This is a genomic window from Pacificispira sp. HM-600 (assembly GCF_977993705.1).
The window spans coordinates 1,675,728-1,687,997 of the sequence record NZ_OZ388079.1 but is presented as its reverse complement, the minus strand read 5'-3'; the positions used below and the strand labels follow the sequence as shown (position 1 = coordinate 1,687,997).

Here is a 12,270-nt window from a genome sequence, read left to right as displayed (position 1 = left end):
ACATGACAAACAAGGACGACGAACGCCCCGAGGGGCAGGGCGCCGGTCCTGATGGCACGCAGGGGCCGGAGGAGCAGTCCTCCGGCCCCGTGTCGCAGGACGGGGTGTCGCAGGACGGGGTGTCGCAGGATGGCTCGGACGCCCAGGGTGACGAGCTGACGCTCGACGACATCCTCGGTGCGCCGCAGAACGCGGATGCCGCAGCTCAAGAAGCCGTGCTGGCCGATCTCGAATCGGCCCTATTGGGTGATCTCAAGCGCCTGCAGGCGGAGTACGCCAACTACCGCCGCCGCACGGAAGAACAGCGCGAGCGCGAGATCGAGCGTGCGAAGGGCGAGGCCGCAAAGGGCCTTCTCCCGGTGCTCGATGATCTCGACCGCGCCGCCAAACATGGCGACCTGCAAGAGGGCACACCGTTCTCGGCGATCGGCGAGAAGATCCGCACGGTCGCTGAGCGGCTCGGCGTGACCTCGTTCGGTGTCGCCGGCGAGGCTTTCGACCCGCAGGTGCACGAGGCGATCTTCCAGCAGCCCATCGCGGGAACGGAGGCGCCGACGGTGCTCGAGGTCGTCGAGGTGGGCTACCGTCTCGGCTCGGTTGAACTTCGGCCTGCCAAGGTCGTCGTCGCCGTGCCCGCAGAGTAGACGGAGGCAGCGATGGCTAGCCAGGACTGGTTCGACAAGGACTTCTACAGCGTGCTGGGCGTCCAAAAGGACGTCACGCCCGCCGACCTCAAGAAGGCCTACCGCAAGCTTGCGCGCACGTATCACCCCGACTCCAACCAGGGTGATGTCAAGGCCGAGTCGAAGTTCAAAGAGATCAGCGAGGCGTACTCGGTGCTCTCGGATGCCGGTCAACGCGAGGAGTACGACCAGATCCGCGCTATGGGCTCGGGGGCACGTTTCACCGCTGGCGGTGGCGGCAACCAAGGCTTCGAGGATGTCTTCAGCCGCTTCGGCCAGGGCCGCGGCGGACCCCAGCCCGACTTCGACGACATCTTCTCGATGTTCAACCAGCAGGGCGCGGGCGGGTCGTTCGGATCCGGCCGGTTCGGTCAGACATCCGGCGGTTTCCGTGGCTACGGCGGACCGACGCGTGGCGCGGACATGACGGCGCGGACGACGGTCGACTTCGTCACGGCGACCAAGGGCGAGACCATCACGCTCCAGGGTGAGGACGGCAGCCCCTTCAAGGTCAAGATCCCCGCGGGCGTCGCAGACGGGCAGAAGATCCGTCTGCGCGGACGTGGACGGCCCTCGCCGGATGGCGGCGAGACCGGCGACATCGTCGTGCAGGTCACGGTCCGCCCGCACCCCGTCTTCACGCGCGATGGCCTGAACCTGCGCGTGACCGTGCCGGTGACATTCACCGAGGCGGCGCTCGGCGCAACGATCGAAGTTCCGACGCTCGGTGGCGACCCCGTCAAGCTGCGGGTTGCCCCCGGAACGCCCTCGGGTCGCGTGCTACGCGTCAAGGGGCGTGGCGTGCAGACGCAGAAGGGCACGGGCGATCTGCTCGCCGAGGTGCAGGTGGCTGTTCCCGCGCATCTGGACGACGCGGCTCGCGAGGCACTCGAGCGGTTCCACGAGCTGGAGCCGAAAGAGAACCCGCGTGCCGACCTGATGTCCAAGGCGCGGGGCTGAGAGGCTCGGTGATGGGGTGGTGAGCGGAATGCAGGGCGACGAGGTCGACGAGGATGCGCCGATCTTTGCCATCGCCGTCGCAGCCGAGCTCTCTGCCATGCATCCGCAAACCCTCCGCCAGTACGATCGGCTCGGATTGGTCGTGCCCGCCCGTACGCAGGGCGGTTCGCGGCGCTACTCCATTCGACACGTGCGGGAGCTTCGTGAGGTGGCCCGGTTGTCGGCCGAAGGCATGAGCCTGCCGGCGATCGCCCGCATCTTGCAGCTGGAGAACGAGGTGCGGGCGCTCCGGCGTCACGTACGGGAGCTCGAGCAGCGGGTTCGTGCCGAGCGCGACAACCGCCCTGGGGCCAGGGTTTTCGCCGCCGGAACCGAGGGCGCCGTCGTCACGCTCCGTCACGGCAAGCGGGTCCGCCGAGCCACCGACATCGTCCTCTGGCGTCCCCGGCATCTCCCGGACTCCGGCTCCTGACGTGCGCCGCGAAACTCCACCTATGTCACCTTTGAGGGTGGCAGTTTCAAGACGTATACGACGTTTCGCGGGGCGGGGGCGGCGGACGGCAGGGGCCCGGGACTATCCTGACCGTAATCTGTTGACTGTCAACGAGGAGGTGCCCGCGTGTCGAGACGGGTGGAGCGTGCGGTATCGCTCGGGACGCAGGTGGCCGACATCCTGCGGCAGCGGATCGTGCGCGGCGAGCTCAAGCCGGGTGAACGTTTGACGGAAGAAGCGCTCGCGGAAGAGTTCGATGTCAGCCGGGGGCCGATACGCGACGCCATCACGCAACTGAGTTTCGAGAAGCTGGTCGAGGTTCAACGCCCACGCGGCGTCTACATCGTCGGATTGACGGAAGAGGATGTCGAACAGCTCTACAGCCTGCGCGCCGCGCTGGAGCAGCTGGCCCTGCGTCGGGCCATGCGCGTGGAGGACGATGCGCTATGGCAACAGTCGAGGGACTGCGTGGCCCGCATGAAGGGCGCCGCGGATGACCGCGATGCACCGGAATTCGCGCGCGCCGACCTCGAGTTCCACTCCTATATATACGAGCTCTCCGCCCACCCCCGGCTGCAGGCGGCTTGGCAGCAGTACCTCCCCACGTTCGCGGCGCTGCTCGAGGTGACGATCAACCACGACGAGGATCTTCACGAGTCCGCTGAGGATCACGTGCTGCTCTACGACGTGATGCGCTCGGGAGACATCGAGGCGGCAGCGCGGGTGCTGGAGGCGCATCTCGCCGGCGCAGAGGAGCGGATGTCGCTCGAACTCGCGGCCCGTCGCCCGGCGGTGGAGGTCACAGCTTCGTGAGCATCGTTGACTGTTAACAGTCAACGATGTAGGTTTGGCGAGTCGACAACAACGTCGATCCCGCACCAGAGGAGCAAAGATGCCCCGTCCGCGCATCATCCGAACCGCAGCAGGTTTCGTCGCCCTCGCCCTCGGAGCCGCAAGCCTTGCCGCCTGCACGCCCGTGGCCGATGAGCCCGACGCCGCAGAGTCCGGCGAGACCGTCGAGTCGACATACCCCGAAGGCGACATCCGCCTCATCATCCAGGCCAACCCGGGTGGTGGGTCCGACCTGTCGTCCCGCGCGCTGGCCACCGAGCTGGAGTCCATCCTCGGGGTCAGCGTGATCCCCGAGAACATGCCCGGCGCATCCGGCGCGCTCGCGATGGAGTACGTGGCGGCACAGCCCGCCGACGGCTACACCATCGGTTTCGGGCCGGTCGAGATCGCCATGCTCAACACGACGCAGGGCGCCGACGTGCTTCCCGAGAACTACGACCTGCTGGGCCAGATCATGCTGGCGCCGGGCGTCATCTCGGTCGGTGCCAACAGCGGGATCGAGACGCTCGAAGACCTGATCGCACAGGCCGAGAGCGGTGCGGTCACCGTTGCCAACTCGGGAGCCGGCTCGATCTGGGAGGCGGCGACGCTCGGTCTCGGCGCCCAGACCGGCGCCGAGTTCACGCCCGTGGCCTATGACGGCGGTGCCACCGCCGTCGCCGCAGCAGCGTCGGGAGAAGTCGTGGCAGCGGTCTCGGGCCTCGGCGAGGCCCTCGCGCAGCAGGGTGCCGTGCGCATCCTCGCCGTGATGAACGATGAGCGGCACCCGAGCGTCGAGGACGTTCCGACGGTCGAGGAAGCCATCGGCGAAGAGGTCGAGTTCGGTGGATGGGGCGGAATCTACGCACCCGCGGGCCTGCCCGATGATGTGCGCGAGACCCTCGAAGCCGCAATCGCCGAGGCGGTCGAGAGCGAGGGCTACCAGGAGTTCCAGGCCAGCGCCGGCAACCTCGTCGTCTACCGCGACTCGGCCGAGTTCACGTCCTTCGTCGACGAGCAGTTCGCCCTGTTCCAGGACCTGCTGGGTTGATCCGAACGGGGCGGGAAGGCATCCTTCCCGCCCCGTTCCTTCACGGAGAAGACGATGATGTCCACGACTGACGGCACCGACGTGCCCATCACCCACGACGGGGCACGGCCCGCGCGTTCGCTCGAGATCGCCCTGGCGATCGTGGCCCTCGCGTTCACGGCGACATACCTGTTCCTGTCTACGCGGATCGAGCTTCGCCTGGAGGCTGCCCCGGGCCAGCTCGATGCGCGCTCCTGGCCACTTCTTCTCGGCACCCTCGGCGTGGCGATGTCGGTCGTGCTGCTCGTGATCGCGATCGCCCGCCCCGCGCCATCGCGGGAGGACCTCGAGGTCCGGCGCCCGGGCGGCGTCGTCCGCGTCATCGTCACCTTCGCCATCACCGCGGCGTTCGTCTTCGTGTGGTCCTTGTCATCCATCGTCGCCTTCGGCTACCGGTTCGAGCTCTTCCCGATCGTGACCGCTGTCTACCTGTTCGTGCTCATGCTCGTCTACGGGCAGCGCAAGCGGCTCGGCCTGGTCATCTATCCGCTCGCACTCACCGCGTTCATCTACGTGCTGTTCGGCATGCTCCTGAGGATCCCCCTATGAACCCCTTGGTCGATGGGATCAGCGCGCTGCTGGACATCTCCGTCCTCTTGTACATGCTCGTCGGTCTTCTGCTGGGCTTCATGGTCGGTGCCTTCCCGGGCATCACGGCCACGATGGCGATAGCGCTGGCGGCCGGCTTCACCTTGACGCTCGAGCCCGTGCAGGGCTTGGCGGTGCTGCTGACGATCTATGTCGCCGCGAACTTCGGCGACCGCGTGCCGTCCATCCTGATCAATACGCCGGGCACGCCCGCATCCATCGCCACCACGCTCGACGGATACCCGATGGCCAAGCAGGGCCGCGCAGGGCTCGCCCTGACGATCTCGGCGATCGTGTCGGCGATCGGCATCCTGGCATCCCTCGTGCTCTTCGCCCTGGTAGCCGTGCCCGTCGCGAATTTCGCCCGCGACTACTTCCGCTCGCCTGAGCTGTTCGCGCTCGTCGTCTTCGGCATCGCGATCATGATCGGCATCTCGTCGAAGTCGATGATCAAGGGAATCCTGGCCGGCGCGTTCGGCCTCATGCTCGGCACCGTCGGCACGTACTCGGCGACGGCCGATCAGCGCTTCACCTTCGGCATCCTCGAATTGGTCGAAGGTCTCAACTTCATCGCCGTCATCATCGGACTGTTCGGAATCGCCGAGCTGTTCGACCAGATGCTCACCTACCACCAGAACAAGATCAAGCCGGTTTCGAGTCTGGGCCGCTGGTGGCCCAATCGCGCCGAGCTGAAGCAGACCCGGCGTGCGCTCGGCGTCGGCGGCGCGGTCGGCCTGGGGGTCGGGCTCGTGCCGGCGGCCGGCGGCGATATCGCCGGGCTCATCGGATGGGAACGGGCCCGCAAGGTCTCGAAGCACCCCGAGATGTTCGGCAAGGGATCGATCGAGGGCATCACGGCGTCCGACACGGCCTCGAGTGCCACCCTCGGCGGGTCGCTGACCACGACCATGGCGCTGGGGATCCCCGGCGACTCCGTGATGGCCGTCATGATCGGGTCGATGATCATCTGGGGCATCGCCCCGGGGCCGAACCTCTTCGCCAACCGGCCGGACCTGGTCGTCTCGATCACCGGGATCATGCTCATCGCGACCCTGCTCTCGCTCGCGCTGAGCCTTGTGCGCATGCGCGGCATGGTGAAGCTTCTGGACGTGCCGCACCCGTACCTCTGGAGCGGCATCCTGATCTTCTGCATCATCGGAACCTTCGCGACGTCGAACAGCCTGTCGACGGTCGTCACCATGCTCGTCTTCGGCGTGATCGGGCTGCTCATGAAGCGGATGGCCGTCCCCGCCGGACCCGTCGTCCTCGGACTTCTCCTCGGGCCCCTCGCGGAGGAGAACTTCGCCAGAACCCTCGCGATCCTGCCCACGCGTCCGTTCTTCGAGGTGTTCAGCCCGATCGCGCTCGTCCTGCTCGCGCTCGCCGTGCTGTCGATCGCGGTTCCCGCCATCCGCAACGCCCGCCGGCCCGCCGGAAGCCGCGCGTCACTCGCTGATTCGATTCTGGAAGACGAGGTCGTCGACGATATCGAGCAGAAGCACGCAGCGCTCCAATACCTGCCGGACCCCCGCACCGACACGATCCGCACCCAGGCCGAGCTCGATGAGCTCATGCGCCGACCCAACCGCACGCCGACCTCGACCGTCGAGAACCCGGCAGACGCCCCGAAGGACGAAAAGTGACCCGCCGAGACATCGTGACCGCCGTTCCTACCAGCTTCCACGCCGATGGCGTGCTGGACGTAGATGGAACCCGCTCCATATTCCGGTACGTCGCGCGCTCGGGAAACGAGGGTGCGCTGGTGCTCGGGACGACGGGGGAGTTCCCCGCCATCGATGATGCCGAGTTCGAAACGATCATCGGCCTCGCACTGGACGAGCTCAGCGGATCGATGCGTGTCATCGTGCACGTCGGCCAGCCGAGTGCGTTCGAGGCCGTGCGCCGCGTCCGGATTTCCCAGGCGCTCGGCGCTCGAGAGTTCGCGGCGCTGACGCCGTACTATCTGCCCTCGACAGATGAGGCACAGTTCGAGTACTTCCGCCAGGTCGCGGATGCCGTGGGGAACGGGCAGCTGTATATCTACATCTATCCTGCGCGCAGCGGCAATACCGTCAGCCCCGATCTGCTTCGCAGGCTTGCCGACCTCCCGGCCGTCGTCGGCGCCAAGATCAGCGAGCTCTCACTCGATGACATCGCCGCCTACCGCGCGGCAGTGCCCGCGGACTTCGTGATTTACACGGGAGCCGACAAGGATCTCGTCGCCGCGGGTCAGGTTGGCGCTCAGGGAGTCGTCTCCGGCGTTTCGTCGGTTACCCCCGCTCCGTTTCGCGCACTCGTGGCAGCCGCCGCCTCCGGTGATCCAGAGGCGCTCGCGCGGGCCCAGGCGGACGTCGACGATGTCTGTACCGTCATCGGCGGTGACATGGCCCGCATGAAGGCGGCTTACCGCATTCTCGGTGTGGCCGACGGCACGTGCCGCATGGCTCTCACGGCGCCCGATCAAGCCGCCATCTCCGAGCTTGATCGCGTGCTGACTGCGTACGTCTGAGCGATGGCCACTCGCTGCACGCTCGGGCTCGACATCGGCACGTCGAGCAGCAAAGGAGTTCTTGTCGACTACTCGAGCGGGCGGACCGTTGCGTCGGCAACGGTCGCGCATTCGGTCGAGCGTCCGCGCGCCGGGCACGTCGAGATGGACGGCGGGATTTGGTGGGACGAATTCGTCGAGCTGTCACGGCAGTTGCTGACGGACCCACGGGATGTCGGGATCGTCGCAGTCGGAGTGAGTGGCATGGGTTCCTGTGTTCTCCTCGCCGATCTGACGGGTGAGCCGGTGCGTCCTGCTGCTCTCTACGGCGTCGACACCCGCGCTACGGCTCAGATAAGGCGGATGACCGCGGAGCTGGGGGTGGATGAGGTCAGCCGTGTCGGAGGCTTGACACTCACGACACAGGCAGCGGGCCCCAAGATCGTGTGGGTCTGCGAAGAAGAGCCCGAGGCGTACGCGCGCGCTCGGCAGTTCTTCATGCCGGCCTCGTGGCGGGCGTTTCGCCTCACTGGGAACTACGTGCTCGACCATCAGTCGGCGTCGCAATGCTCGCCCCTGCACGACGTCGAACGCGGGGCGTGGCACGAATCCTGGTGGGATCGGTTCGCGCGGGGAATCGAGCGGCCCGAACTCCTCTGGGCGGGGGACATTGCGCGAAAGGTGACGGAGAATGCCGATATACGTCGCATTGTCGCGGTCGGTGGGGGCACCCAGAGGCGATTCTGGTTGCAGCTGGTATCGGACATGGCCGGACTCATCCAGGAAGTGTCGCGAACGACCGTGGGTGCAAGCTCAGGCGCCGCTTTCCTCGCCGCCTGCGCCCTTGCCGAAGCCGACACCATCCGAATCGAAAACTGGAACCCCGTCGCGGAGGCGATCATCCCGGATACCCGGACCACCGCGTCGCACGATGAGCTCTTCGCACTCTATCTCTGTCTCTATGCCGGGACGAAAGACGTCGCCCATGCACTTGCAGCCCGACAGCAATGACCCGATCTCTCGAAGGAGCCCCCCATGACTTATGCACTTCCCATGACTGCGCCCCGCCCCGCATCCGTGCCGAAGACGGCGTACCTGATTTCGTCCGGCGACCTGCGAGAATCGGCGAACACGGCGGGATGGCCGACGCAGGTAGAGCTCGAAGCGGGCGTGACCGGCGTGCTCGAGCGGCTCGGGTGGACCGTCATCCGGGCAAACGAGGTCGACCCGAAGACGGGCCACGGATTCATCTCGAGCCAGCGCATGGGGCTCGAGGTCTTCAAGAAGATCCCGACCGATGCGCCGCTCGTCGTTGCCGAGGCGGTGTGGCAGTACTCGCATCACGTCCTGGCGGGGCTGCGCACGCACGCCGGTCCCATCCTGACGGTCGCGAATTTCTCGGGCGAATGGCCGGGTCTCGTGGGCTTGCTCGGCCTCAACGCGGGACTCACCAAGATGGGCAAACCCTACTCGACGATATGGTCGGTCGACTTCTCGGACGAGTGGTCCGTGTCAGGCATCCGCGAGTGGACAGAGACCGGTGCGATCACCCACGACGCCTCGCACGTCCGCGACCTGCCCGTGCTCCCGGGGAGCCCCGAAAAGGCGTTGGGCGAGGCGCTCGCCGATCAGTTGCTCGCAGACAAGGCCATCATCGGCGTGTTCGATGAGGGGTGTATGGGCATGTACAACGCGATCTTCGACGACGAGATCCTGAACTCGACGGGCATCTACAAAGAGCGGCTCTCACAGTCGGCGCTGTACGCCGAGATGCTGACCGTGACGGACGCCGAGGCGGATGCTGCATATGACTGGCTGATCGCGGCCGGCATGACCTTCATGTTCGGCGAGGACCCCGCGACTGAGCTCGTGCGCGAGCAGGTGCAGTGGCAGCTGAAGATGTACATCGGGGCGCTGCGCATCGCAGACGACTTCGGCCTTGACGCCGTCGGGATCCAGTATCAGCAGGGGCTCAAGGACCTGACGCCGGCCTCTGACCTGGCGGAGGGGATCCTGAACTCGACCGAACGACCGCCGGTGTTCTCGCGCGACGGTCAGCGTGAACTGTTTGCCGGTCGCGCGTTCCCGCACTTCAACGAGGCTGACGAGGGGGTGGCTGTCGACGCGCTCATCACTGACCGTGTGTGGACGGCGATGGGACTTGTGCCCGACAATACGCTCCACGACGTGCGCTGGGGTGAGGACTTCGATGGCCAGTTCGTCTGGGTGTACGAGATATCGGGATCAGTTCCGGCTTCGCACCTGGGGGGCTGGGATAGGGCCGAGGGCTGGAGGCAGGGTCACGTGTTCTTCCCCGCAGGCGGGGCCACGATCAACGGTGTGAGCAAGCCTGGCGAGGTCGTCCTGTCGAGAGTATTCATCGCCGACGGCATCCTGCAGGTGGATATCTTCCGCGGTACCGTGGTCGAGCTGCCCGCGGATGAGACGAAGCGCCGCAAGTACGCAACGAATCCGGAATGGCCGATTGCGCACGTCGTGCTGCACGACATCACCCGCGATCAGTTCATGGCCCGTCATAAGGCCAACCACGTGCAAGTCGTGTACGCCCCCGACGCCGACACGGCGGACAGGGCACTGATCGCGAAGGCCGCGATGTTCGACCGGATCGGGATCACGGTGAGCCTCTTGGGCTCGGTCCGCATCTGACGCACGGAGAGGTTGAGGGAATGGGCAGAATCGCCGTACTCGGCAGCGCGAACATGGACCTCGTCGTCCGTCAGCCGCGGGCCGTCAGACCGGGCGAGACCATCTTCGGCACCTCCTTCGAGGCAGGGGCCGGAGGGAAGGGGCTGAACCAGGCGATCGCCGCAGTGCGAGCCGGGGCCGAGGTGGCTTTCGTGGGCGCGGTCGGGGACGACTCGTTCGGAGAGCTCCTGCGCGCACGCCTCGCGGGTGACGGCGTCGATACGGTCGCGCTTCGGACGATCGCGGATCCCACCGGTATCGCGGCGATCACCGTGACCGACGACGGCGAGAACGCCATCGTCGTCGTCTCGGGAGCCAACGCGCAGCACGATTTCGACGATCGGGATCGCGCAGTGATCGCGGGTTCGTCGCACCTCGTCGTCCAGTTCGAGCGGCCGGCGGCGCTGCTTCGAGAGGCGCTCGCCTACGCGCGCGAACGAGGGATCACGACCGTGCTGACCCCGGCACCAGCTCGCACCGGCCTAGCTGACCTGGTCGCCCTGGCCGACATCCTCGTTCCCAACGAGGGTGAAGCTATCCTCCTGTCCGGGGAGCCGGATGCAGAGGATGCCGCGATCGCGCTGAGTCAAGCCGGAGGGACGGTCGTCGTCACGCGCGGTTCGCGCGGGGCGGTCGTCGCCCGTGCGGGACGGGTCATCCACACCGTGGCGGCCTACCCCGCCACGGTCGTCGACACGACGGGAGCCGGCGACACGTTCACGGGAGCCCTCGTCGCGTGGCTCGCAGCCGGCGCCGACCTATCCGAAGCGCTGAGCGCCGCCGCGGCCGCGGCCTCCCTGGCAGTCGGGCGACCGGGTGCGGCTGATGCGGCTCCGACCCGCGCGGAGATCCGCGAGATCGTCGCGGGGTGAGCCAACGGCGGCCGCGCGCACGTTCAGGCGAGCGCGCCCAGACGGGGCCCATGGAGCGGAGGTACCCGAAGTTTCGCGGGTCTCGCGCCCCCTTGGGCTCGTAAGACTCCTGGCGGGCGGCGCGAGACTTCACCTATGTCACCTTTGCTGGTGGCGGTTTTCAGTACATAGCTGAAGTTTCGCGCGCTGGGCGGGCCTCAGGACTGGGCGGCGAAGGTCGCGTGGTCATTACGGGACAGCTCCGCGTAGGCGTACGACCAGTCGACGATCGCCTCGGCGACGGCCCGGCCCCCGCCGATGTACCCGGCGACCTCGGGAGCGGCGGGCGACTGGCTGTGCGCGCGGGCCAGCACGATCGCGCACGCCTGCGCGTAGCGACGGAACGGGCGATCCTCGAGAGTCTCGATGTCGATGCCGCCCTTCATGTCGTGGAACTGACGCACGTAATAGTCGTTGCCGTTCGCCCGCAGGTGACCGAGGAACGGGTCGGACACCGCCTGCAGGATGCGTTGCATGGCCACGACGCGCGCGCCCTCGCCGTTCAGGTCGATGTGCTGGGTCAGGCTCGTCGGCTGGTGGATGCCGCCGTACTGGGCCAGGACGCTCGGCCCGGCCTGCTTCGCCTGCAGGAGCAGGACGTTGCCGTCGCCGTCCTGGAACGCCGTCAGGTAGCACCGCGTGCCGACGCTGCCGACGCCCACGACACGGCGGGCCATGTCGGATGCCACGTACTGCTGCACGACCATGCGCACATCGACGTTCGCGGACGCCAGGTAGTCGGCGATGACCCGGTGCAGTCCTTCTTCGATTTCGTCCGAAACGTGCGTCATCGTCGGGGTCTGTTCGACGAAGGTCACTCGCCCGTCGATGACCTCGGTCAGGCGCCGGGCGGCGCGCTCGGACGTGCGCCTCTGGGCGTCGCGGATGGCGGCACGCAGGGCGTTGGCCGACACGGGATCCATCGCGTCGATCCCTGCGGACGCATCGAAGTGCTCGTAGTAGCGGTGCAGGGGGCTGTGCCGACGCCCGGACGAGAGGGACTTGGCGTACCTCTTCACGGTCGCGAGAGCCGTCGCCCGCACGACCGCTTCGTCGCGGCCCGTGTCCTGCCCCGCGATGATGATGCTTGCGACCAGCCGCTTGACGTCCCATTCCCAGGGTGCCCAGGCGGCCTCGTCGAAGTCGTTCAGGTCGAAGACGAGGGTGCGGAGGGGGCTCGCGTAGAAGCCGAAGTTGGCCACGTGTGCGTCACCCGAGGAGCCGACCAGGATCCCCGAGTGCGGGTCGCGCGCCAGGTCCGCCGCCATGACCGCCGCCGCGCCCCGGTAGAAGGCGAAGGGGCTCGCCGCCATCCGTTCGCGTCGAATCGGCACCAGTTCGGGAACGCGGGGTTCGTTCTGCTCCGACAGGATGCCGAGCGGATCGCGACCCGTCGTCGTGAGCGTCGAAAGTGCGGCGCGGGGGATGCGCGAACGTGCGGACCGACCCGCCTGAGCCTGCCTGTCGCGCGAGGGGGGCGGGGCCCAGCGGGCACCGTTTGTCGAATCGGCAGCGCTCAT

Annotated in this window: 12 protein-coding genes; 11 read left to right on the top strand and 1 reads right to left on the bottom strand. The window is 67.2% G+C overall.

What is annotated here, in order from left to right; all coding sequences use genetic code 11:
- The first annotated feature begins 2 nt into the window (after positions 1–2).
- The 11 genes from ACXZ1E_RS07990 to ACXZ1E_RS07940 all read left to right on the top strand — a co-directional run bounded on the left by ACXZ1E_RS07990 (position 3) and on the right by ACXZ1E_RS07940 (position 10,711).
- The gene (locus ACXZ1E_RS07990) at positions 3–644 is read left to right on the top strand and encodes a nucleotide exchange factor GrpE (RefSeq protein ID WP_458042830.1); all 642 of its coding nucleotides are present in this window, start codon (positions 3–5) and stop codon (positions 642–644) included.
- A 12-nt stretch (positions 645–656) separates the two neighbouring features.
- Positions 657–1,643, top strand: coding sequence for a DnaJ C-terminal domain-containing protein (locus tag ACXZ1E_RS07985; protein WP_458042829.1), 987 nt, complete (start codon positions 657–659; stop codon positions 1,641–1,643).
- Positions 1,644–1,671: 28 nt separating this feature from the next.
- On the top strand, positions 1,672–2,115 hold the full coding sequence (locus ACXZ1E_RS07980; RefSeq protein WP_458042897.1) for a heat shock protein transcriptional repressor HspR: 444 nt from the start codon (positions 1,672–1,674) through the stop codon (positions 2,113–2,115).
- Positions 2,116–2,262: 147 nt separating this feature from the next.
- On the top strand, positions 2,263–2,949 hold the full coding sequence (locus ACXZ1E_RS07975) for a GntR family transcriptional regulator (RefSeq protein WP_458042828.1): 687 nt from the start codon (positions 2,263–2,265) through the stop codon (positions 2,947–2,949).
- Positions 2,950–3,028: 79 nt separating this feature from the next.
- Positions 3,029–4,018: a tripartite tricarboxylate transporter substrate binding protein gene (locus ACXZ1E_RS07970; RefSeq protein WP_458042827.1), complete on the top strand. Its 990-nt coding sequence runs from the start codon at positions 3,029–3,031 to the stop codon at positions 4,016–4,018.
- Positions 4,019–4,075: 57 nt separating this feature from the next.
- Positions 4,076–4,606 (top strand): tripartite tricarboxylate transporter TctB family protein, encoded by a 531-nt coding sequence (locus ACXZ1E_RS07965; RefSeq protein ID WP_458042826.1) that lies wholly within the window; start codon positions 4,076–4,078, stop codon positions 4,604–4,606.
- Positions 4,603–6,288, top strand: a complete 1,686-nt coding sequence (locus ACXZ1E_RS07960) for a tripartite tricarboxylate transporter permease (protein ID WP_458042825.1) — start codon at positions 4,603–4,605, stop codon at positions 6,286–6,288. Before ACXZ1E_RS07965 ends, ACXZ1E_RS07960 begins: the two co-directional genes overlap by 4 nt.
- Entirely contained in the window at positions 6,285–7,154 is an 870-nt protein-coding gene (locus ACXZ1E_RS07955) for a dihydrodipicolinate synthase family protein (protein ID WP_458042824.1), read from the top strand. Before ACXZ1E_RS07960 ends, ACXZ1E_RS07955 begins: the two co-directional genes overlap by 4 nt.
- A gap of 3 nt (positions 7,155–7,157) precedes the next feature.
- Positions 7,158–8,144 (top strand): FGGY family carbohydrate kinase, encoded by a 987-nt coding sequence (locus ACXZ1E_RS07950; protein WP_458042823.1) that lies wholly within the window; start codon positions 7,158–7,160, stop codon positions 8,142–8,144.
- Positions 8,145–8,168: 24 nt separating this feature from the next.
- The gene (locus ACXZ1E_RS07945; protein WP_458042822.1) at positions 8,169–9,800 is read left to right on the top strand and encodes a fucose isomerase; all 1,632 of its coding nucleotides are present in this window, start codon (positions 8,169–8,171) and stop codon (positions 9,798–9,800) included.
- Positions 9,801–9,820: 20 nt separating this feature from the next.
- Positions 9,821–10,711: a ribokinase gene (locus ACXZ1E_RS07940; RefSeq protein WP_458042821.1), complete on the top strand. Its 891-nt coding sequence runs from the start codon at positions 9,821–9,823 to the stop codon at positions 10,709–10,711.
- 197 nt (positions 10,712–10,908) lie between these two features.
- Here the strand turns inward: ACXZ1E_RS07940 and ACXZ1E_RS07935 are convergent, their stop codons facing one another.
- Positions 10,909–12,270 carry a DUF2252 domain-containing protein gene (locus ACXZ1E_RS07935; protein ID WP_458042820.1) on the bottom strand — a complete coding sequence of 454 codons (1,362 nt, stop codon included), beginning with the start codon at positions 12,268–12,270 and terminating at the stop codon, positions 10,909–10,911.

What these genes read in the sequence shown, in the direction of transcription:
- ACXZ1E_RS07990 (WP_458042830.1), top strand. Translation starts at nt 3, where the DNA reads ATGACAAACAAGGACGACGAACGCCCCGAGGGGCAGGGCGCCGGTCCT.
- ACXZ1E_RS07985 (WP_458042829.1), top strand. Translation starts at nt 657, where the DNA reads ATGGCTAGCCAGGACTGGTTCGACAAGGACTTCTACAGCGTGCTGGGC.
- ACXZ1E_RS07980 (WP_458042897.1), top strand. Translation starts at nt 1,672, where the DNA reads ATGCAGGGCGACGAGGTCGACGAGGATGCGCCGATCTTTGCCATCGCC.
- ACXZ1E_RS07970 (WP_458042827.1), top strand. Translation starts at nt 3,029, where the DNA reads ATGCCCCGTCCGCGCATCATCCGAACCGCAGCAGGTTTCGTCGCCCTC.
- ACXZ1E_RS07965 (WP_458042826.1), top strand. Translation starts at nt 4,076, where the DNA reads ATGTCCACGACTGACGGCACCGACGTGCCCATCACCCACGACGGGGCA.
- ACXZ1E_RS07960 (WP_458042825.1), top strand. Translation starts at nt 4,603, where the DNA reads ATGAACCCCTTGGTCGATGGGATCAGCGCGCTGCTGGACATCTCCGTC.
- ACXZ1E_RS07950 (WP_458042823.1), top strand. Translation starts at nt 7,158, where the DNA reads ATGGCCACTCGCTGCACGCTCGGGCTCGACATCGGCACGTCGAGCAGC.
- ACXZ1E_RS07945 (WP_458042822.1), top strand. Translation starts at nt 8,169, where the DNA reads ATGACTTATGCACTTCCCATGACTGCGCCCCGCCCCGCATCCGTGCCG.
- ACXZ1E_RS07940 (WP_458042821.1), top strand. Translation starts at nt 9,821, where the DNA reads ATGGGCAGAATCGCCGTACTCGGCAGCGCGAACATGGACCTCGTCGTC.
- ACXZ1E_RS07935 (WP_458042820.1), bottom strand. Translation starts at nt 12,270, where the DNA reads ATGAGCGCTGCCGATTCGACAAACGGTGCCCGCTGGGCCCCGCCCCCC.